This is a genomic window from Streptosporangium sp. NPDC048886 (genome assembly GCF_055586905.1).
The window spans coordinates 190,164-211,709 of sequence record NZ_JBVJHH010000013.1 but is presented as its reverse complement, the minus strand read 5'-3'; the positions used below and the strand labels follow the sequence as shown (position 1 = coordinate 211,709).

Here is a 21,546-nt window from a genome sequence, read left to right as displayed (position 1 = left end):
CCCGCGCCCGGCATCCTTCATGCCATGCGCGATCAGAGTCCACCGTCCGGCCCGCACCGTCCACCGGGCGTCAACTGCCCGGAGTGCGGCACGGCCCTCACCGGCGGTCACGGCCGTTGCCCGCGCTGCGCGCTGCCGCTGCGGGGACCTGTGGCGGCCGAGCTGTGGCAGCTCGACAGGGCGCTGGCCGGGCTGCGGGCACAGGAGGCGGACCTCCTGGCCAGGCGCGAGCGGTTGCTCGGCCTGCTCCGGGCGGAGCGGCCCGGCCCGGCCGGGAGCGGTCCGGGCGTACGGCACGCGGAGGCCGGAGCGGGTCCCGGGCGGGCTCCGGCGGAACCTCCCCGGGCGGCCTCCCCGGGGCTCCCCGGCACGCCGTCGGAGGACGCGCCCGGTCCCGGGCGGCCCGTCCCCTCCGCAGCGGCCCAGTCCGGCCCCCCGATGCCCGGCCGGCCGGGGGTCCCCGTGCCCGCCCTGCCCCGGGCCGCCGCGCCCACGTCACCCGGACCTTCCGGGGGCGTCGCGCCGCGGCGGGAATTCTCGCCGAAGGCCGTGCAGAACCTGCTGCTCGTCCTCGGGGGCCTGCTGCTGGCCGTGGCGGCCATCGTCTTCACCGTGGTCAACTGGGGGCAGATCGGCATCGGCGGGCGGGCGGCGATCCTCGCCGGGATCACCGTGCTGACTCTCGCCGCGCCGAAGCTCCTGGTGAAGCGGGAGCTGACCGCCACCGCCGAGACCGTCGCGGTGCTCGGCGTCACGCTGATCCTCCTGGACGGCTACGCCGCCCGGCGGGTCGGCCTGGCCGGGGTCGACGGCATCGGCGGGCTCGACTACGCCGCCCTGCTGACCGGCCTGGCCGCGCTCTTCCTGGCGGGATACTCGCGGCTGCTCCCGCTGAGGCTGCCGGCGCCGATGGCGGTCGTGCTCGCCCAACTGCCCCTCCCGCTGCTCGCCCTGGGCCAGCCGGCCCCCTGGATCACCCCCGCCCTCGCGCTGACGGCCGCCGCCGACGCCGCCCTCCTCGTGTTCGGCCGCAGGCCGGGCAGGGCCACGACGGCGCCGGAAGGCGTGGGCCCGGAAGGGCCGGGGAACGGCGCGACGGCGATGCCTGGCGGCGCCGGCGGTGGCGGGCCCGTGGCGGCGCCGGAAGGCGTGGGCCCGGAAGGGGCGGCGGCGGGGCCGCCCGGCGCGGGCGTGAGGGGGCCCGTGGCGGAGCCGGGGCGCGTGGCCGGGGTCCGGGCGACGGCGGGGTTCTGTTTCGGCCTCGTGTGGACGCTGGGCGTGGGCTACGGGGCGCTGGACTCCTACCTGGGGCTGACCGTCCCCTTCGGCGCCGATCCCCTGACCGGTGCGCCGGTCAAGGGGGCGCTGCTGGTCCTGCTCGCCGTGGTCGGCGTGGCCGTCGCGCCCCGGGTGGGCGTGGGCCGGCTCAGGGGGCTGACGGCCGGGTCGGTGCTCGCGCTGACCATCGGCCTGGCCACCTCGGTCTGGCCGCTGCTCCCGTCCAACTGGTGGACCGTCCCGCACACCGTCGCCGCGCTGGCCGTCGCGGTGGCCGCGCTCCGTCTGCCGGGTCTGAAAGACCCACGGGTCCGCTCGGCCGGCGCCGTCTCCGCCGGAGTCCTGGCCGCGATCACCGCGCTCCCGTACCTGCCCGTGGTGATCGTCACACTGCTCGCGCCGTTCAACCGGCTGGACAGGGTCTGGGCGGGTGCACACGGGCCCGCCGGAGACTGGTGGACCTCGCCGATCCCCGAAGGCGTGGCCGTGCTCGGGCTGCTGACGGCGGCCCTGGCGGTGGCGGCCCGCCGGGGACCCGCGTCCCTGTGGCCGGTTGCCCTGGCCGTCGGCACGGTCACGGTGGCCGTCACCCCGGCCGCCGCCGGCTGGAGCCACGCGGTGGATCTCGCGGTCCTGCTGGCCCTGGCCGTCGTGTCCGTGGCCTGCCTGACCCTGGCCCGGCGGCCACGGCGGGCGTGGGCCTTCACGGTGACGGCCGGGGCGGTCGCCGCGCTGGCCGTGGCCACCGCGCTCGCCGAGCGGACCACCACGTACGCGGCGCTCGCGGTCCTGCTGGCCGCGTGCGGCCTGGCGACCTTCACCGCACGGGTGCCACGGGCCGCCGCGGCCGCCCTGGCGATGGCGGTGCTGTCGGCGACCGGCCTGATCTGGGCGGTGACCGTCGGGACGGGATGGCTGCCGGTACACGAGGGGCTGGCGCTGGCGCTGGCCGCAGGCGCGCTGCCGGCCGGCCTCCTCGCTCTCCGCCGGTGGCCCGGCCCGGAGGCGGCCACGGTGTCCGGACCCGGTGGGACGGTCGCCGAGCCCGGGCACAGTGAGATGGCCGCCGAGCCCGGGCCCGACGGGGCCGCCGGTGGATCGGTCGCCGAGCACGGGGCCGCCGAGCGTGGGACGGCCGAGGCTGGGGCCGTCGGTGGATCGACGGCCGGAGGTGGGATCGCCGGGGCTGAGGCCGTTGGTGGACCGGTCGCTGGGGACGGGGCCGCCGGTGGATCGGCGGCCGGAGGTGGGACGGCCGGGGGCGGGGCCGTTGACCCTCGGAGGGGGACGGGGCTCGTGCTGGGGGCCGTGCTCGCCGCGCTCGCGCTGCTCCCCATGCATACCGCCCTCGCCGAGATCCTCAGGTTCTACCGGCCGCTCACCCTGCCGTGGACCGCGCTGGACGTTCCCGCCGGCCGCCACCCGCTCCTCGTCGTGGTCGCGCTTGTGGTCGCGGCGGCGGCGGTGCTGCTCTCCTGGCAGGTCGCCGGGGGAGGCGGCGCGTTCCGGGCCGGGCTGGCGGCCTGGCCGGTGGTGGTGGTGACCCTGCCGGTCTCGGTCGGCCTGCCGTACGGGCTGGAGGTGGGGCTGTTCGTCGCGGGGCTCGGCCCGTCGGCGTGGGCGGCGGCGCGGAGCCGTACGGACTGGGCGCTCGGTGGGGCGGCGGCGCTGTGGACGGCCTCGACCGCGCTCTCCTGGGCGCTCATGAGCAGACCCGCGACGCTGATCGCGCTGCCGGTGGTCGCGGCGGTCGCGGCGGCGGCCGCCTTCCGGGGGCGGGCGCGGGCCGTGCGGGTCGCCGGCGCGGGGCTGGCGACGGCCCTCACCGGCGGCGAGGCGCTCGCCGCCGGGCTGGCGCTGGAGTGGCCGGTACGGTACGCGGCGTTCGGCGTGCTCGCCGTGGCCTGCCTGGCGGCGGCCGTGGCGGGCGGGTTCCGGAGGGCGACGCCCGCGATCGGGGCGGAGACGGCCGGCTACGCCCTCGCCGCCGTGGGCCTGTGGCTCGGCGCCGCCGACCTGCCGCTGGCCGGGCTGGCCTGCGCGGTCGTCGGCGTGCTGATGGCCGGTACGGCGCTGCGGCCCGACCGGCGATGGGCCGGATACGTGGGGACCGGTTTCCTGCTGGCGGCCTCCTGGCTGCGCCTGCTCGCCTCCGACGTCACCGTCGTCGAGGCGTACACGGTGCCGTTCTCGCTGGTCCTGCTGGCGTTCGGCTGGTGGCGGGCGAGGGGCCGTGAGACGTCCTCGTGGGTCGCCTACGGCTCCGGGCTCGCCTCCAGCCTGATCCCCAGTGTGATCGCGCTGCTCGCCGGGGCAGGCTGGATCCGGCCGCTGCTGCTCGGCGCGGTCTCGCTGGCCGTGCTGCTGGCCGGGGCGCGTTTCCGGCTCCAGGCGCCCGCGCTGCTCGGCGGTCTCACCCTGGCCGTCGTCGCCCTGCACGAGCTGGCGCCATGGATCGCGCAGATCGTCGTGATGGTGCCGAGATGGGTGCCGATGGCGGCCGGCGGGCTGCTGCTGGTCGTGCTCGGCGCGACCTACGAGGCGCGGCTGGGGGACGTGCGCCGCCTGCGGGCTGCCGTCAGCCGGATGCGCTGACCCGGCCCCTGCCGCCCGGCCGCCCCTCAGCCCGGCTCCCGGGACGGGCTCCGGCGGACGGCTTGGCGCGGCGGTAGCCCACGACGACGATCCTGCCCCGGCTGCAGGCGCCCTGCCCGTCGCAGGCTCTGACCGGCACCTGGTACAGGATCGGCCGGCCGGCCCTGGCGGTCACCGTCCCGTCGGGGCCGACCGTCACCTCCAGCCGGGGCTTCGGGGCGCCCGCGCTGTAGGTCACCTCGTCGCCCTCCGGGTCCTCCGAGTCGAGGGAGCCGCCGAGGCCGCGCCCCACCGGTCCGTACAGCACCAGGTACGGCATGCTGGGCGGCTGGTTCCGCACGGCGAGTGAGGAGGCGCAGGTGATCGAGACCGAGTCGAGGAGGTTGCCGTGGTCGGGCAGACCCGTCCCGGAGGAGACCGAGACGAACTCCATCCGGGTCGTCCACTGTCCTTGGGGGACCGTGTAGCTGCCGCTGTAGTGGCCCCATCCGTCGTTGCCGTCGGCGATGTCGGGCGAGTCCTGCCCGGCCGGGGTCTGCACGACGCCTCCGATCCTGACCCGCATGACGTCTTTGCTGTCCGGGCTCCCGGTACGGCCACGGTGCGCCAGGCTCCAGCCCAGTGTGGAGCCGGGCAAGGTCCTGATGTCCTGGCGGAGCGTGGCCACCGAGGTCCCGTTCAGCTCGGCGAACTGGTCGCCGGTGTCCGGGGGGACCGTGAAGTTCATCGGGGCGGCGCGGTTGTCCCGGCCCCAGATCTCGATGAGGCCGTCACTCGAAGAGGTGCGCCACCCGGGGACGTCTTCGCGCAGGTGCCCCTGCCCGCGCAGGCCGCCCGGCTCCTCGAAGCCCCCGCTCACCATCGTGCACTCCCCGCCCGTGCCGCTCTGCGCGGCCGAGACCGGCTGCGGGGTGAGGACGAGGGCGGGGGCGGCCAACGACGCCGCCACACCCGTCAGGAGAACGTGCAGAGGGCTCCGTGCCCCGGCATGCGACCTTTTCATATGTTTCCCCCGAAATGAATAGCCGTATCGCGTTCCGCGTGCGGACGTATTCCCGTATTCCCTGCTCAGTGGGGGTAAAGATTGCCTACATATGGGTGCGATCAATAACGAGGCGGGGCATCCCCTTCTTTTCCGGAGAGGATTGCCGTTAACTTTCGGGCATGTGCCTCCCGGTGGCCGGAGCATCCGGTTCCGTCGGCTCGCCCGTGGCGGTCGCGCTCCCCGCCGCCGGTCCTGAGCCGTTTCTCGCCGTGTGCGATCCAGAAAAAGCATGGAAAGCCGCGGCCGGTCCCGGAGAGGATGGGAATCCCACCTCTGGGAAGGTCGGCATGCCTGCCGGTAGGGTCGCGCCGTGAACATCGGGATCGTCGGCGCGGGAATCGTCGGTCTGGCGGTGGCCAGGGAGGTGGCGCGGACCCGCGGCGCCACGGTGACCGTCCTCGACAAGGAGGACCGGGTCGGAGCCCACCAGACCGGGCACAACAGCGGGGTCGTCCACGCGGGGATCTACTACCAGCCGGGCTCGCTGAAGGCCCGGCTCTGCCGCGAGGGCGTGGCCCTGCTCCGGCAATACTGCGCCGAGCACGGCATCCCCTACGAGGAGGTCGGCAAGCTGGTCGTCGCCTCCACCGCGGCCGAGCGGCCGGGGCTGCGCCGGATCGCCGAGCGCGCCCGTGCGAACGGGGTCCCCGGCATCGCCGAGCTGGACGCGCTGGCGCTGCGGGAGGTCGAGCCGCACACCGTCGGGGTGGCGGCCGTGCACTCCCCGCACACCGCGATCGCCGACTTCCCCGCCGTCGCCCGCCGCCTGGCCGCGGACGTGGAGGAGACGGGTGGTTCGGTGCTGCTGTCCCACCCGGTCCGCGCGCTGCGGGAGACCGCGGGCGGGGTGGAGGTGCTCGCCGGGCCGCGCAGGCTCCGCTTCGACCGGCTGATCGTCTGCGCCGGGCTGGGCACCGACACCGTCGCCCGGATGGCCGGGGCGGCCGGCGACGTGCGGATCGTCCCCTTCCGCGGCGAGTACTACGCGCTGGCCGGCGCCTCGAAGGACCTCGTCCGGGGGCTGATCTACCCGGTGCCCGACCCCCGCTACCCGTTCCTCGGCGTGCACCTGACCCGCAGGATCGACGGCGAGGTCCTGGTCGGACCCAACGCGGTCATGGCTCTGGCGCTGGAGGGCTACTCCTGGGGTGACATCGATCTCACCGACCTGCGCCGGATCCTGGCCTGGCAGGGCACCCGGCGGCTGGCGGCCAGGCACTGGCGGACCGGGGTGAGGGAGGTGCTCGGCTCCATGGCCAAGGGGTCCTTCCTGGCGGCCGCGCGCCGCTACGTGCCCGAGCTCACCAGGGCCGATCTGGTCAGGACCGCCGGCGGGGTCCGGGCCCAGGCGGTCGCCAGGGACGGGAGCATGCTCGACGACTTCGCGATCGACGTGCACGGCCGGGTTACCCTGCTGCGGAACGCCCCCTCACCGGCGGCGACGTCGAGTTTGGCGATCGCCAGGCATATCGTGGGGTTAACCTCTGTGTTGACCCGTTAACTGCTTTTTCATGTGGGCGAGTGAAGATAAAACCCGTGACCGACTCACCCGAAGCCCGCCTGCTGATCGTCGAGGACGAGCCGAACATCCTCGAACTGCTGGCCGCGAGCCTGCGGTTCGCCGGGTTCGGGGTGAACACGGCGGGCAACGGCACGGACGCCGTCGCCGCGGTCCAACGGCACCGCCCCGACCTCATCGTGCTCGACGTGATGCTGCCGGACATGGACGGATTCGACGTCGTACGGCGCCTGCGCGGCGGCGGCACCGACACGCCTGTGGTCTTCCTCACCGCGCGTGACGCCACCGATGACAAGATCCGGGGGCTCACGGCGGGCGGGGACGACTACGTGACCAAGCCGTTCAGCCTGGAGGAGGTCGTGGCCCGGATCCGGGCGGTGCTCCGCCGTACCGGCGCGGGAGACCTGCCGGCCCGGCCGCCCCGGCTCACCTTCGCCGACGTCGAGCTCGACGAGGAGAGCCACGAGGTATGGCGCAGGGGCAGGGCCGTGGCGCTGTCGCCGACGGAGTTCAAGCTCCTGCGCTACTTCATGGCGAACGCCGGCCGGGTGCTGTCCAAGGCCCAGATCCTCGACCACGTGTGGGACTACGACTTCCGGGGTGACGTCGGGATCGTGGAGTCCTACGTCTCGGTGCTCCGCCGGAAGATCGACAACACCGATCCCCGGTTGATCCACACCCTGCGCGGGGTCGGCTACGTCCTCCGCCTGCCGCCTTCTTCATGATTGTCAATGGGTTCCCGCTGCGGGTGAAGCTGATCGGGATCATCCTGGTCCTGCTGAGCATCGCGCTCACCCTCATCGGCATCGGCAGCGTCTCGATCATGCGCGGCTACCTGATCGACCGCGTGGACAGCCAGATGGACCTGACCATCGACGCCACGCTGCGCCGCCTGCACCGCGGAGCCGTGACGCTGGTCGGCAAGCCGCTCCCGGCCGACACCAGGCTGGAGCTCCGCAACGCCAAGGGCGGGATCATCCTCCAGCTCAGCGGCGGTGACGTGGAGGGCAAGCCCACCCCGCACGTGTCGCCCGGACAGGTGCACGGGCCGTTCGACAGTGGCGAGTGGCGGGTCCACATCAGTCCCCTGGACAACGGCAGGAGCCTTCTGGTGGCCGTGGACATGGCAGAGGTCCGGCAGATCATCGGCCAGCTCGCGCTGGTGGAGCTGCTCGGCGGCGGCGGGCTGATGCTCGCGCTCGCCGGGGTGGGCGTGGTGGTCATACGGCGGAGCCTGCGCCCGCTGGAGGAGATCGAACGCACCGCCCAGGCGATCGCGGCCGGGGACCTGAGCCGCCGCGTCCCCGACGCCGACCCGCGCACCGAGGTCGGGCGCCTGGGCCAGTCGCTGAACGGCATGCTCGCCCAGATCGAGACCGCCTTCCGCGCCCGGTCGGAGTCCGAGGCCTCGGCCCGCCACTCCGAGGAGCGCATGCGCAGGTTCGTCGCCGACGCCTCGCACGAGCTCCGCACGCCGCTGACCTCCATCCGCGGCTTCGCCGAGTTCTACCGGCAGGCACCCGACGTCGACGCCGCGCCGCTGCTGCGCCGGGTGGAGTCCGAGGCGGTCCGGATGGGGCTGCTCGTGGACGACCTGCTGATGCTCGCCCGGATGGACCAGCAGCGGCCGGTCGCCATGCGCCCGGTGGACCTGCTCGCCATCGCCGCCGACGCCATCCACGACGCCCGCATCCTCGCCCCCGCCCGCCAGATCACGCTCTCGGTGGACGGGGCCGCGCTCATCGTCTCCGGCGACGAGGTACGGCTCCGCCAGGTCGTGGGCAACCTGATGACGAACGCCCTCACCCACACCCCGGACGGCACCCCCGTCCGGATGGCGCTGTCCGCCCGGGACGGCATGGCCGTCATCGAGGTGGCCGACGAGGGCCCGGGGCTCAGCGCCGAGCAGTGCGAGCGGGTCTTCGAACGCTTCTACCGCGTCGACTCCGCCCGCGGGCGCCGCGCGCCCGAGGACGGCGGCAGCGGTCTCGGCCTGGCCATCGTCGCGGCCATCGTCGACACCCACGGCGGCACGGTCGAGGTGGACTCCGTCCCGAGGGAGGGCTCGACCTTCCGGGTGGCCCTCCCCCTGGCGGCCGAAGACGGCTGATCTCCCGGTCCCCGGTGGCCGGGCCGGGTCGTGATCCTCGGATCCTCAGCGGCCGAAGACGACTGCCCTCCAGTGGCCGGGCCGGGCTGATCCTCCGATCTCCGGCGCGGGGACGGGCGTCAAGCGCCTGTCGGCCAACTGCTGTCGGGGAAGCCTCCGGTGACCGTGCCACCGGGGAGCACCACCCGCTCGTTCTCACGCAGGCCCGCGGTGATCTCGATGTACCGGTCGCTGCGGACCCCGGTCCGCACGGCCCGCTCGACGCCGCCCTGAACGGTGACCACCGACCCTCCGCCCGCCGTGGACCGTACGGCCTGCGCCGGGAGGTAGAGCGCCTGCTCCGACTCGGCGACGGTCACCGTGACGGTGGCCGTCTGGCCGACCATGAGGCCCTTCGGAGCCTTGTCGAAGGCGACCGCGACCCCGTATCTCACCAGCCGGTCGGTGGTGGTCGCGGTGGGCGCGATGCGGGTCACCGTACCGGTGTGCTCGTCGCCCTCCCGGGTGGCCAGCGTGATCGACGCCCGCTGTCCCAGCTTCAGCTCCCCGATGTCCGACTCGGTGAACAGCGCCTCCACCTGGAGCTCGTCGAGGTCCCCGAGGGTGACGAACGCGCCGGTGCCCACGCTGTCGCCGACGGCTCCGGCCACCGACAGGACGGTCCCGTCCGCGGGGGCGACGATCCGCACGCCCGTCAGCTCCTCCCGGGCGTCCGTCAGGTCGGCCTCCGCCCGCTTCACCTCGGCCTCGGCCTGGTCCACGCTGAGCGCGCGCTCCCCGCCGGTGCCGGTGCCGCCGCTGTCCGTCCGGCCGGTGCCGCCGTCCTCCCCGGAGCGCCGGTCGGAGCCCTGGGTGGGGCTCTGCCGCGGACACGCGGTGTCCCGCGGCCCGGGAGTGCGGCCGACGGTCGGCGTGGGACTCGTGCCGGGCTCCGCGGTCGTGGCGGACGTGGGCCGGGCCGACGGGCCGGGTTCGGGGCGCTCGCTCGGCCGGGCCGTCGGGCCGGACCCGGTCGGGCCCGTGCTCGCGGGTGGGCGGCCCACCGTCGGCGTGGCGGTCACGGTGACGGTGGCCGTGGCCGTCACGGTCACCGTCGGGGCCGCCGTCACCGTGACGGTCACCGTCGGCGCGGGCTCGGGGGACCCCTCGGTGGGCGTGGGGGCGGGTGCCGGCGTGGTCGTGGGTTCCAGTGTCGGCGTCGGCGCGGGTGTCTCCGCCCGTGCCCGGGACAGCACCGGCACCGGTGCCGGTGTCCGCGCGGGCCCGAGGAAGTAGCCGGCGGGCGCGATCCCGCCTGCCGGGGCCACCGCCACCGGCCGCTCGGCCGTGGCCGCCGCGGAGGTGCGGCCCGGACCCGGGGATCCGGTCGGACCGCCCGGACCGCCGGGTCCCGCGGTGCCGTCCGGACCGGGCGTGCCCCTCCGGCCGGCCGTGCCGCTCGGGCCCGGTGTGGCGGTGGGCCGGGCCGACGCGCCCGGCGTCGCCGTGGGGACGCAGCCCGCCTGCCGGGCGGGGTCGCCCGACGTGCTCTGCTGCCGGGCCTGCTGCCGGGTCTGCTGTCCCTGGGGCTGCTGTCCCTGAGTCCGGGCCTGGGACTGGACCTGGGGCTGAGCCGGCGACGTCTGCGATGCCTGCGACGTCGCCGCGTCCTGGGCGCCGTCCAGTGCCTCGCGGGCCGCCGAGAGCTGCGCCTTGGCCACGGCGTAGCGCTCGCGTGCGGGCGCGGAGCCGATCCTGGCCAGCACGTCGCCCCTGCCGACCTTGTCGCCGGCCTTGACGTAGACCTTCGTGACCGTTCCCGATCCGCCGAAGGCCAGCTCACGGGTGCTGTCTTCCACCGTGTTGCCCGCGGCGGACACCTCGGCCGTCACCGTTCCCCGCCTGGCGGAGGCCAACTCCACCCGGGACGCCGGAGCCGAGCCCTCGTCGAGCGTGTAGATCACGCCCGCGCCCACCAGGACGAGGGCGGCCAGGGCGAGTCCTCCCGTCCGCAGAGGCTTGGGGAGATTGGTCGATCTCATGACGGACCATATTGGTCTGCTCGATTCACTCTCTCCTCACAAATCCCTGAAGGTTTCCTGCGTATCTCCGGGCGCGGCACGCGGTCTGCAGCAAACTTTCAGCCGGAGCCAGGGGTGTGTTCAAGGAAAATGCGTCAGGGTTCGGCGCTGTGAAGCTGTCGACCAAGCGCAGAGCGCTGATCGTGAACGGGACCCTCGGGGTCCTGTTGCTGGGCGGCGCGGGGATCGCCTACTCCTCTCTCGGCGGGGGAGTCTCCTCCGCCGAGACCGCGGTGCGGACCGTGTCGGTGGCCCGGAGCACGGTGGCCGCCTCGGTGTCCGCCTCGGGGGCCGTGGAGAGCGCCCGGGCGCGTTCGCTCGGCTTCGGATCGAGCGGCACGGTGGAGAAGATCTACGTCGAGGTCGGGCAGAAGGTCTCCAAGGGGCAGATCCTGGCCCGGCTGGACGACGCCTCCGCCCAGGAGAGCCTGGAGGCGGCCGCCGCCGCTCTCGACTCCGCGGACGACGACACCTCGACGGCCGCCTCCTACGCCCAGTACGTCAACGCCAGGAACACCTACCGGGCGGCCCGGCGGACCGTGGCGGGCACCGTCATCAAGGCCCCGTTCGCCGGCACGGTCACCGCCGTCAACGGCACGGTCGGCGGCTCCTCCAGTGCCTCCGGCTCCTCGTCGAGCACGTCCTCGGGCGGCTCCGGGGGGTCGGGCGGTTCGGGAGGCTCTGGCGGTTCCAGTGGTTCGGCGGGCGGATCCGGCGGCTTCATCGAGCTGGCCGACACCCGCAGGCTCCAGCTCGTCGGCGACTTCACCGAGTCCGACATCACCAAGCTCAAGGTCGGCCAGCCGGCCTCCATCCGGTTCGACGCGCTGACCGGCGTCACCGCGGCCGGCAAGGTCACCCAGATCCAGCCGACCGCCGCCACCAGCAACAACGTGGTCCAGTATCCGGTGACGATCTCCTTCACCGAGGTGCCCGACGAGGTCCGGCTCGGCCAGACGGCCACGGTCGAGGTGGTCGTCGAGCAGGCCGAGAACGTGCTCGCGGTCTCCTCCACGGTGATCTCCACGGCGGGCGGCCGGAGCACCGTGACCGTCCTGCGGGACGGGCGGCAGGTGCCCACCCAGGTCGAGGTCGGCGTCAAGGGCGACGCGCTCACCGAGATCAAATCGGGGCTCGGCGAGGGCGACCAGGTCGTCCGCCCGACGACCACCGGCACCACCCAGCAGCAGGGCGGGTTCCCCGGCCTCGGCGGCGGCGGCCGGAGCGGCGGCCTCGGCGGAGGCGGTCGATGACCGCCCCGGTGCTGTCCGTCCAGGAGCTCTGGAAGGTGTACGGCGAGGGCGACGCCCAGGTCCGCGCCCTGCGCGGGGTGTCCCTCACCGTCGAGCGGGGCGACTACGTGGCCATCATGGGCGCCTCCGGCTCCGGGAAGTCCACGCTCATGAACATCCTGGGCTGCCTGGACGTGCCGTCCTCCGGCCGCTATCTCATCGACGGCACCGACGTCGGGACGTTGGAGGAGCACCAGCTCGCCATCCTGCGCAACCGGAAGATCGGTTTCGTCTTCCAGTCGTTCAACCTGATCCCCAAGATGAGCGCGCTCGCCAACGTCGAGCTGCCCATGGCGTACGGCGGGGTCGGCGCGGCCGAGCGGCGGGCCCGTGCCCTGGCGGCCCTGGAGCAGGTCGGCCTGGCCGACCGGGTCCGCCACGAGCCGAACGAGCTCTCCGGCGGCCAGCAGCAGCGGGTGGCCGTGGCCCGGGCACTGGTCACCTCGCCTGCGCTCCTGCTGGCGGACGAGCCGACGGGCAACCTCGACACCAAGTCCACCGGTGACGTGCTGGAGATCCTCGACCGGCTGAGCGCCTCGGGCCGGACGATCGTGATCATCACGCACGAGGACGACGTGGCCGCGCACGCCAAGCGGGTCATGCGCCTGGTGGACGGCGAGTTCGTCGAGGACCGCCGCCAGGCCCCCGTCGACGGCCCCCCGCCCCGGATGCCGGAGGTCCCCGCGTGAGCTGGTTCGAGATCCTCCGCTTCGCCCTCCGCGGGCTGGCGGCCAACAAGCTGCGCAGCTTCCTGACCACGCTGGGAATCCTCATCGGGGTGGCCGCGGTGATCCTGCTGGTCGCCTTCGGCGAGGGCGCCTCGCAGAGCATCCAGCAGAACATCCAGCGGCTCGGCTCCAACACCCTCACCATCTCCGCGTCCTTCTCCGGCGGCGGTTTCGGCGGCGGCGGTGGCGGTCAGGGCGGCGGCGGGCCGCGCACGCAGGCCAGGCAGCTCACGCTGGAGGACGCCAGGGCGCTGGCCGACCGCGAGCAGGCCCCGTCGGTCAGGAGCGTGTCCCCGGTGGTGACCGCCACCGCGGCCACCGCCGTCCACGAGGGGACCAGCCACACGATCTCCCAGCTCGTCGGCACCTACCCGAGCTACTTCGAGGCCACGAACAGACCAGTCACGAGCGGCACCTACTTCGTCAACGACGACGTGCTCGCCGCCCGGAAGGTCATGGTGATCGGGCGGACCGTGGCCGAGGAGCTGTTCGGCACGGCGGACCCGGTCGGCCGGCAGGTCAGCGTCTCCGGGGTGCCGTTCACGGTGGTCGGGGTGCTGAAGGAGCTGGGCTCCGCGGGGATGCAGGACGCCGACGACGTCGCGATCGTGCCGCTGCCCGCCGTACAGCAGAGCCTGACCGGCTTCGGCGCGCTCGGCTCGATCGTCGTGCAGGCGACCGGCGCCGACACGACGGAGTCGGCGCAGGCCGAGGTGACGGCCATCCTCAACCAGCGGCACGACATCACCCCCACGGGCACCGCCGACTACCGCATCCTGAACCAGGCGACCCTGCAGGAGACCATCAGCTCGACCATCGGCGTCTTCACCGCCCTGCTCGGCGCGGTCGCCGCCATCTCCCTGCTGGTCGGCGGCATCGGCATCACCAACATCATGCTGGTCACCGTCACCGAGCGGACCAGGGAGATCGGCATCAGGAAGGCCATCGGGGCGCCCAGGAGCGCGATCCTCGGCCAGTTCCTGCTGGAGGCGACGGTGCTGAGCCTGGTGGGCGGCCTGTCGGGCGTGGCGATCGCGTTCGTCGGCAGCAGGTTCACGATCGCGGGCATCGAACCCGCGATCGTGCCGTCGTCGATCGCGCTGGCGCTCGGCGTCTCCGTGGGCATCGGCCTGTTCTTCGGCGGCTACCCGGCCAACCGGGCGGCCAAGCTCCGGCCCATCCAGGCCCTGCGCCACGAGTGACCTGTACGGCTTACCCAAGGAGACAGACATGGGCGGCAACGCGGATGAGACGGTCCCGGCCGGGAAGGTGCTGGAGACCTCCCCTTTCGCGGGTGACCTGGAGAGCGAGCTGGCGGTCCGGCCGCGGCGCGGTCTCTCCACGCTCACGCTGGTGCTCGGCGCCGGGGTGATGCTCGTCGCCGGAGTGATCGTGGGCATTCAGGCGCAGAAGGCGCTCGGCGGCCAGGCCGGCGCCTCCGGCGCCCCGGGCGCCGCCGTGCGGCAGGGCGTGGGCCCCGGCGGCTACGGCGGTCAGGGCGGCTACGGCGACTTCGAGGGCAGGCAGCAGGGCGGTCAGGGAGGTCCGGGCGGCCAGGGGGGCGGTCAGGGCGGTCCTGGGGGGACGGCCGTCGGCACGGTGCAGCGGGTCGACGGCGAGAAGGTCTACGTCAGGACCGCGGACGGATCCGTCGTCACCGTGAACACCAGTGGCGAGACGGCCGTCCGGGTGGCGCGGGAGGGCAAGGTCGCCGACCTCAGGCCCGGCGGCACGGTGGTCGTCCAGGGGAGCAGGGCCGAGGACGGCTCGATCACCGCGACCGCGATCAACGAGGGAGGCGGGCGCCGGTGACGGCCCGGTTCTCAGGAAACGTTCAGCCTGAGCTGAGCTGCGTTCCAGCAGGGTGAGCAAGCCTCATGGTTGTGCTGGAGAGAGTCGAGGCCAGGTTGCTGGTCGTGGATGACGAGCCGAACATCCGCGAGTTGCTCTCGGCCAGCCTGCGCAGGTCCGGGTTCGAGGTGGTGACCGCGGCGGACGGCCGGGAGGCCGTGCACTTCGCGGAGCGGATCCGCCCGGACCTCGTCGTGCTGGACGTGATGCTGCCCGACATGGACGGCTTCGCGGTCGCGGGGCGGCTGCGTGAGATGGGCGGCCAGGTGCCGGTGGTCTTCCTGACCGCGCGGGACGCCACCGACGACAAGGTCGCGGGCCTGCGCGTGGCCGACGACTACGTGACCAAGCCGTTCAGCCTGGAGGAGGTGCTCGCCCGCATCCGGGCCGTGCTCCGCCGTACGAGGGGAGATCTCGACCTCCCCTCCCGTCTCCAGGTCGGCGACCTGGAGCTGGACGAGGAGGCGCACCAGGTGTGGCGGTCGGGCACCGCGGTACGGCTGTCGCCCACCGAGTTCAAGCTGCTGCACTATTTCATGGTCAACACCGGCCGGGTCCTGTCCAAGGCGCAGATCCTGGACCACGTCTGGAACTACGACTTCGGGGGCGACGCCGGAGTGGTGGAGTCCTATGTCTCCTACCTCCGCCGGAAGGTCGACATGACCGAGCCGCGGCTCATCCACACCCTGCGCGGCGTGGGATACGTGCTGCGGTTACCACGTGGTGATTGAACTTTCAGCGAACACTCAGCTCCGGCTGACCTGGCCCTGAGCTTCGCTTGTTCCAATGGTCAGCGCATGACCCCCGATCACCCGCGGCCGCGCGGCAGGTCAGGGCTCGCCTCCAGCTGCGGGGGAGACGAGTCCGGTACGGCCTCCACGTGGAGCCTCGGGAAAGGCCCCATCGCTCTACCGAGTTCGCCCCCGTGACCCGGTCGAGCGGTGGGGCAAAATCACGTCTAGGGGCCTTCCCTGCGGGAAGGATCGCTCCTATGAGTGGGAGTGACGGTCTGCTTGAGGCGCTGCGGGAGCTGCGGCGCCACCTCGCCCTCGACCTGTTCCCCCTCGCGGCCGGCGACGTGGGGAGTGCCCGGCGCGCCCTGCGCGAGCTGACCGGCCAGCTCGACGACTACCTCATCCCGCGCCTGAGCGCGATCGACGCCCCGCTGCTGGCCGTCGTCGGCGGCTCCACCGGGGCGGGCAAGTCGACCCTGGTCAACTCCCTGGTCGGCGCCGACGTCACCGAGCCGGGCGTCCTGCGGCCCACCACGCTGGCCCCCACCCTGGTCACCGGCCCCGCCGACAGCGCCTGGTTCACCGCCCAGCACGTCCTGCCCGGCCTGCCCCGGGTCACGGGGGGCGGCGCCGCCGAACCGGGCACGCTCCGGGTGGTCACCGTCCCCGGCCTCCCGCCCGGCCTGGCCCTGCTCGACGCGCCGGACATCGACTCGGTCGTCACCGCCAACCGCGAGCTCGCCGCCCAGCTCCTCGCCGCCGCCGACCTCTGGCTGTTCACCACCACCGCGGCCCGCTACGCGGACGAGGTGCCGTGGGGTTTCCTGCGCGCCGCCCGGGAGCGGAGCACGGCCCTGGCCGTCATCCTGTCGCGGGTCCCGCCGGAGGCGCTGGGCGTGGTGAGACGGGACCTGGCCCGGCTGCTGGAGGCCAACGGGCTGGGCGGGACGCTCCTGTTCGAGGTGCCGGAGCTGGTGCTGCCCGAGGAGAACGCCCGGCTGCCGCGCCAGGCGGTCGAGGCCGTCGCCGACTGGCTGACCGGCATCGCGGCCGACTCCCAGGCCCGCGCCGACGTGGTCCGCCAGACACTGTCCGGCGCCCTGGAGAGCCTCGCCACCCGCGTCCCCGCCCTCGCCGACGCCGTGGACCGCCAGCACGCGGTGGCCGCCGAGCTGCGCTCGATGACCGAGGCCGCCTACGCCGGGGGGCTGGCCTCCTTCGACGAGGGCATGCTGGACGGGTCGCTGCTCCGGGGCGAGGTGCTGGCCCGCTGGCAGGACTTCATCGGGACCGGCGACCTGATGCGCTCCCTGGAGAACCGGGTCGGCCGGTTCAGGGACCGCGTGGTGGCGCTGTTCACCGGGCGGCCCGCGCCCGAGAGCGAGCTGCGCGTCGCGCTGGAGAGCGGGGTGGAGGCGCTGATCAGGGCCTCGGCCGACGGCGCCGCCGAGCGCGTGCTGGAGTCGTGGTCGTCGCATCCCTCGGGGCTCGCCCTGCTTGAGGAGACCGGGGTCGCCGGGGCCGGGCGGCTCGGCAGGGCCTCGGCCGACCTGCCCATGAAGGCGGAGGCGGCGGTCCGGGGCTGGCAGGAATACGTGCTCGGCCTGGTCCGCGAGGAGGGAGCCGACCGGCGGACCACCGCCCGGCTCACCTCCTACGGGGTGAACGGCGCGGGGCTGCTGCTGATGCTCGCGGTGTTCGCCTCCACCGGCGGCCTGACCGGCATCGAGCTCGGCATCGCCGGAGGCACCAGCGTGCTGAGCCAGAAACTCCTGGAGGCCGTCTTCGGCGACCAGGCCGTCCGGACCCTCACCGTCAAGGCCCGCACCGACCTGCGGGCCCGCGTCGCCGCCCTCCTCGGCGCCGAGGCGGCCCGCTTCACCGCCCTCCTCGACGCGGTCCAGCCTCCCGAGGACGCCGCCCCCGCCCTCCGGGCCGCCGCGCACGCCGTACGGGACCACCAGCGGGAGATCCCGGCCCCGGGCCGCCGGGCCGGGCTGCCGGCCGGGGAGCGGCAGGAGCGGCTGCCCGCCACGCCCGTCAGGCTCACGCTCCCGTCCGGCGGCGCGGACCCCGCCCCGGACCCGCTGGAGCGGCCCCCGGGCGCCGTCCCCCGGACGGCCGACCGGGAGGGAGGCGACAGGTGAAACTGCTGCGGCGCGCGGGCGCCCTCTCCCTGGACGACCGGTTGACGGGGCTGGCGGAGGCCGCCGACCTGGCCGAGGGGCGGCTGGACGCCGACGCGGTGGCCGGGGCGCGCTCCGTGGTCTCCCGCGCCGGCGTACGGCGGAGCCTGTCGGTCGACCACACCGCGGTCGCGCTGGCCGGAGCCACGGGCAGCGGCAAGTCCTCGCTGTTCAACCTGCTGTCCGGCACCGGCCTCGCCACGGTGGGGGTCACCCGCCCGACCACCTCGACCGCCCAGGCCGCCCTCTGGGAGGGCGCCGGGGCCGGGCCGCTGCTCGACTGGCTGGAGATCCCCCGCCGCCACGAGGTGCCGGCCGACGGGGAGGCGGCCGGGCTGATCCTGCTCGACCTGCCCGACCACGACTCGATCGAGCTGGCGCACCGGCTGGAGGTGGACCGGCTGGTCGAGCTGGTCGACCTGCTGGTGTGGGTGCTCGACCCGCAGAAGTACGCCGACGCGGCCGTGCACGAGCGGTATCTCCGGCCGCTGGCCCGGCACCGGGGCGTCATGGTCGTCGTCCTCAACCAGATCGACCGGCTGACCCCGGCCGCCGCCGAGCGGTGCCTGAAGGACCTGCGGCGGCTGCTCGACGAGGACGGGCTGGCCGGGGTGCCGCTGGTCGGCGTCTCGGCGCGCACCGGCGCCGGCCTGTCCGAGCTGCGCTCCCTGCTCGCCTCCCGGGTCGCCGACCGGCGCTCCTGGGCCACCCGCCTGGCCGCCGACGTCGGCACGGCCGCCGACACCCTCCTGCGGGCCTCCGGCGGTGCGGACGGGCAGGCGCCGGAGGCGTCCGCGGACGCCTCCGCCAGAGCCCTGACCGCCGCGCTGGCCGAGGCGGCGGGGGTGCCGGTCGTCGTCGAGGCCGTGGCCAAGGCCCACCGGCACCGGTCGGTCGCCGCCACCGGCTGGCCGCCGACCCGCTGGATCCGCAGGCTCCGGCCCGATCCGCTCCGCCGCCTCCGCCTGGGCTCCGCCGAGGCCCAGGGCTCCGGCGGGCTGGTGGGGCGGACCTCGATCCCCGTCGCGACCGCCGTGCAGCGCTCCCGGATGGACACCGCGATCCGCGAGGCCGCCGGGGCCGCCTCGGCGGGGCTGCCCGCACCGTGGGCGGCGGCCGTACGGCAGGCGGCCCGCTCGCACGGGGACGAGCTGGAGGACGGCCTCGACCGGGCCGTGGCCACCGCCTCGCTCGGCGCGGCCCGGCGGCCCGCGTGGTGGCGGGTGGCCGGACTGGCGCAGTGGGCGGTGACCGCGGCCATGCTGGCGGGCGGGCTGTGGCTGCTCGGCCTGCTCGGGATGGACTACCTCCGGCTGCCGCAGCCATACCTGCCGACCGCGGGCGAGCTGCCCTGGCCCACCGCGCTGCTGGTCGGCGGGGCCGTCCTCGGGCTGGTGATCGCGCTGCTGTGCCGTGGGACCGCCTGGCTGGGCGGCCGGCGGCGGGCGCGCAGGGCGGGCAGGGCGCTGCGCGCGAACGTGGACCAGGTCGCCCGCGAGCTCGTGCTGGCGCCCGTGAGCGAGGAGCTGTCCCGCTACCGCCGCTTCACCGAGGCGGTCACGGCGGCCCGGGACGGCGACGGCGACCGGAGTCCCACCGGAGCCTGATCACGGGTCGGGGGCCGCGTCCCCGTCGCGCGCACGCGGTGTGACCGGCCCGGAGTGCCATCCGGCTCGGGTGTGAGCCGGCTCGGGTGTGACCCAGCTCATACACGGTCGTTGTCACGGATTCTCCCGGTCGCCGGTTCGGAGGGGTGACGGAAAGGGAGAAGGAAATGGCACCTCACATCGTGGTCCTCGGCGCCGGCTACTCGGGGCTCGTCGCGGCCAAGCTCGTGGCCAGGCGGACGGAGGCCCGGGTCACCCTGGTCAACGCGGGCGACCGGTTCGTCGAGCGGGTCCGGCTGCACCAGCTCGCCGCCGGTCAGCGGCTGCGGGACCTGCCGTTGAAGGGCCTGCTCGAAGGGACGGGGGTCGAGCTCGTCGTCGACCGGGCGACGGGGATCGACCCGGCGGGCCGGACCGTACGGCTGGCGCACGCGCCGCGGGGCGTCGGCTACGACATGCTGGTCTACGCCCTGGGCAGCCAGGCCGACCTCGGCTCCGTCCCCGGCGTCGCCGAGCACGCCCACACCCTCGCCGCCCCCGACCAGGCGGCGCGCCTGCGGGACCGGCTGCGCGCGGGCGGGACGGTCACCGTGGCCGGGGGCGGGCTGACCGGCATCGAGGCCGCCACCGAGCTGGCCGAGGTCCACCCGGGGGTGAAGGTGCGGCTGGTGACCGGCGGCGTCCTGGGCGACGGGCTGTCCCGGCGCGCGCAGCGGTACCTGCGGAAGGTCTTCCACCGCTCCGGCATCGAGGTCAGGGAGAACGCCCAGGTGACCGAGGTCCGCGAGGACGGCCTGGTGCTGGCGGGCGGCGGACGCCTCAGCGCCGACACCGTCGTGTGGACCGCCGGCTTCCGGGTCCCGGACCTGGCGCGCGAGGCCGGATTCGCCGTCGACGGCCGGGGCCGCATGATCGTGGACGACACGCTGCGCTCGGTCTCGCACCCGGAGGTCCACGGGGTCGGGGACGCGGCGGCCGTACGGAAGCAGGACGGGCAGGAGCTGCGCATGGCGTGCGCGACCGGGATACCGTCCGCCCAGCACGCCGCGCGGGTGATCGCCGACCGGCTGGCCGGCCGCGAGCCGCGGCCGCTGCGCTTCCGGTACTTCAACCAGTGCGTCAGCCTCGGCCGGCGCGACGGGCTCATCCAGTTCGTCCACGGCGACGACAGCCCGCGTGAGGCCGTGCTCACCGGCAGGCCGGCGGCGCTGTACAAGGAGGCCATCGTGCGGGGCACGATCATGTGCATGCGCAACCCGTCCATACCGGCCTCCCTGTAGCCGGGGCGGGGCGTCCGGAGGGGACGCCGGCTATCCGGTGGCGGTCCGGGATGCCCCGAGGGCGTGCTGGGAGCCGGCCTGGGGTGTTTCGAAGGCGCGCCGGTAGTGGGTGGGCGTGACGCCGACGTGGAGGGTGAAGTGGCGGCGCAGATTGGCCGCCGTGCCCAGGCCGCTGAGCTCGCTGACCCTCTCGATCGGCAGGTCCGTCTCCTCCAGGAGGGACTGCGCGCGGGCCAGGCGCTGGTTGAGGAGCCACTTCAGCGGGGTGGTCCCGGTGACCGCCTGGAGGTGCCGGAAGAAGGTCCGCGGGCTCACCCCCGCCTGCTGGGCCAGGTCGTCGACAGTGAGCGGCTGGTCGAGGCGCTCGGCCGCCCACTGGAGCACCGGGCCGAGGCCGTCGTCGTCGGTGGCGGGGACCGACAGGTCGATGAACTGCGACTGGCCGCCGGACCGGTGGGCCGGGACCACCATGCGGCGGGCCAGCTGGTTGGCCACGTGCGCCCCGAGGTCGCGGCGGACCAGGTGGAGGCAGAGGTCCAGCCCGGCGGTCATGCCGGCGCTGGTGAGCACGTCGCCGTCGTCGACGTAGAGCACCGAGTCGTCGACCGTCACCTTCGGATAGCGCCTGGCCAGGTCGTCGGTGTGCATCCAGTGGGCGGTGGCCCGGCGCCCGTCGAGGATCCCCGCCTCGGCGAGCGCGAAGGCGCCGGTGCACAGGGAGACCATGCGCGCCCCCGCGTCGGCGGCCCGGCGCAGCGCCTCGACCAGGTCCGGCGGGACGGCCGCGCCCTCCTCGACGACGGCCTCCGGCACCGAGGGGACGATCACGGTGTCCGCCCCGGCCAGTCCGTCCAGCCCGTGGCGGGTCCGCAGGGAGAACCCCGGCCCGGCGGGTCCGGCCGGCCGCCCCGAGCACAGCCGCAGGTCGTACCACGGGTCGGCCAGGTCGGGCTGCGGCTTGCCGAACACCGAGCAGGCGATGCTCAGCTCGTACAGGTCCCACAGATGCATGTCGGTGTCGTCGACCACGGCTATCGCGACGGTTCCAGCACTCATGGCCGGCAAGTGTACGGCAGGAATTTTGCGGAGACGGTCAGTCCTGCCACTGTCGCCGTCCTGGGCGGGGTGCGAGCGTATTCACCGAGCGGATCGACCGCTACGACGGACCCGGACCGGCCGCCACGGCCACGGTGGTCACGGACCGGCCGGCCGCCGCGGTGGTCGCGGACCGACCGCCGCGACGGCATGGACCGGGCGGCTA

Annotated in this window: 15 protein-coding genes; 12 read left to right on the top strand and 3 right to left on the bottom strand. The window is 74.6% G+C overall.

All coding sequences use genetic code 11. The features are described from left to right. Positions 1 to 24 precede the first annotated feature (24 nt). Positions 25 to 3,873, top strand: coding sequence for an SCO7613 C-terminal domain-containing membrane protein (locus ACZ6R6_RS18635; RefSeq protein ID WP_470094857.1), 3,849 nt, complete (start codon positions 25 to 27; stop codon positions 3,871 to 3,873). On the opposite strand, the gene ACZ6R6_RS18630 is transcribed toward ACZ6R6_RS18635, so the two are convergent. Next, entirely contained in the window at positions 3,857 to 4,822 is a 966-nt protein-coding gene (locus ACZ6R6_RS18630) for a hypothetical protein (protein WP_470094855.1), read from the bottom strand. The two genes, ACZ6R6_RS18635 and ACZ6R6_RS18630, sit on opposite strands and share 17 nt — an antisense overlap. 406 nt (positions 4,823 to 5,228) lie before the next feature. On the opposite strand from ACZ6R6_RS18630, the gene lhgO reads away from it, so the two are divergent. From lhgO to ACZ6R6_RS18615, 3 genes are read left to right on the top strand one after another with little or no spacing between them, the layout of a single operon-like run. Further along, complete coding sequence (gene lhgO, locus ACZ6R6_RS18625) at positions 5,229 to 6,419, top strand: L-2-hydroxyglutarate oxidase (protein ID WP_470094853.1); 1,191 nt, start codon at positions 5,229 to 5,231, stop codon at positions 6,417 to 6,419. A gap of 35 nt (positions 6,420 to 6,454) precedes the next feature. Beyond that, positions 6,455 to 7,162 (top strand): response regulator transcription factor, encoded by a 708-nt coding sequence (locus ACZ6R6_RS18620; RefSeq protein ID WP_306862973.1) that lies wholly within the window; start codon positions 6,455 to 6,457, stop codon positions 7,160 to 7,162. Continuing rightward, a complete protein-coding gene (locus ACZ6R6_RS18615; RefSeq protein ID WP_470094851.1) occupies positions 7,159 to 8,547 on the top strand; it encodes a sensor histidine kinase in 1,389 nt (462 codons plus the stop codon). Before ACZ6R6_RS18620 ends, ACZ6R6_RS18615 begins: the two co-directional genes overlap by 4 nt. A 119-nt stretch (positions 8,548 to 8,666) precedes the next feature. On the opposite strand, the gene ACZ6R6_RS18610 is transcribed toward ACZ6R6_RS18615, so the two are convergent. After that, the gene (locus tag ACZ6R6_RS18610) at positions 8,667 to 10,568 is read right to left on the bottom strand and encodes an efflux RND transporter periplasmic adaptor subunit (RefSeq protein ID WP_470094849.1); all 1,902 of its coding nucleotides are present in this window, start codon (positions 10,566 to 10,568) and stop codon (positions 8,667 to 8,669) included. Between the two features lie 149 nt (positions 10,569 to 10,717). On the opposite strand from ACZ6R6_RS18610, the gene ACZ6R6_RS18605 reads away from it, so the two are divergent. The 8 genes from ACZ6R6_RS18605 to ACZ6R6_RS18570 all read left to right on the top strand — a co-directional run bounded on the left by ACZ6R6_RS18605 (position 10,718) and on the right by ACZ6R6_RS18570 (position 20,285). Continuing rightward, positions 10,718 to 11,860 (top strand): efflux RND transporter periplasmic adaptor subunit, encoded by a 1,143-nt coding sequence (locus ACZ6R6_RS18605; RefSeq protein WP_470094847.1) that lies wholly within the window; start codon positions 10,718 to 10,720, stop codon positions 11,858 to 11,860. Continuing rightward, positions 11,857 to 12,588, top strand: coding sequence for an ABC transporter ATP-binding protein (locus tag ACZ6R6_RS18600; protein ID WP_470094845.1), 732 nt, complete (start codon positions 11,857 to 11,859; stop codon positions 12,586 to 12,588). Before ACZ6R6_RS18605 ends, ACZ6R6_RS18600 begins: the two co-directional genes overlap by 4 nt. Continuing rightward, complete coding sequence (locus tag ACZ6R6_RS18595; RefSeq protein WP_470094843.1) at positions 12,585 to 13,829, top strand: ABC transporter permease; 1,245 nt, start codon at positions 12,585 to 12,587, stop codon at positions 13,827 to 13,829. The genes ACZ6R6_RS18600 and ACZ6R6_RS18595 overlap by 4 nt, the downstream gene beginning before the upstream one ends. 28 nt (positions 13,830 to 13,857) lie before the next feature. Then, positions 13,858 to 14,439 (top strand): hypothetical protein, encoded by a 582-nt coding sequence (locus ACZ6R6_RS18590; RefSeq protein WP_470094841.1) that lies wholly within the window; start codon positions 13,858 to 13,860, stop codon positions 14,437 to 14,439. A 65-nt stretch (positions 14,440 to 14,504) separates the two neighbouring features. After that, a complete protein-coding gene (locus ACZ6R6_RS18585; protein WP_470094839.1) occupies positions 14,505 to 15,209 on the top strand; it encodes a response regulator transcription factor in 705 nt (234 codons plus the stop codon). A 260-nt stretch (positions 15,210 to 15,469) separates the two neighbouring features. Further along, positions 15,470 to 17,359, top strand: coding sequence for an ABC transporter (locus ACZ6R6_RS18580; RefSeq protein WP_470094837.1), 1,890 nt, complete (start codon positions 15,470 to 15,472; stop codon positions 17,357 to 17,359). Further along, positions 17,356 to 19,005, top strand: coding sequence for a GTPase (locus tag ACZ6R6_RS18575; RefSeq protein WP_470094835.1), 1,650 nt, complete (start codon positions 17,356 to 17,358; stop codon positions 19,003 to 19,005). The genes ACZ6R6_RS18580 and ACZ6R6_RS18575 overlap by 4 nt, the downstream gene beginning before the upstream one ends. Before the next feature lie 167 nt (positions 19,006 to 19,172). After that, on the top strand, positions 19,173 to 20,285 hold the full coding sequence (locus tag ACZ6R6_RS18570) for an NAD(P)/FAD-dependent oxidoreductase (protein WP_470094833.1): 1,113 nt from the start codon (positions 19,173 to 19,175) through the stop codon (positions 20,283 to 20,285). Positions 20,286 to 20,315: 30 nt separating this feature from the next. Here the strand turns inward: ACZ6R6_RS18570 and ACZ6R6_RS18565 are convergent, their stop codons facing one another. Beyond that, positions 20,316 to 21,341 (bottom strand): GlxA family transcriptional regulator, encoded by a 1,026-nt coding sequence (locus tag ACZ6R6_RS18565; RefSeq protein ID WP_470094831.1) that lies wholly within the window; start codon positions 21,339 to 21,341, stop codon positions 20,316 to 20,318. Between the last annotated feature and the right edge of the window lie 205 nt (positions 21,342 to 21,546).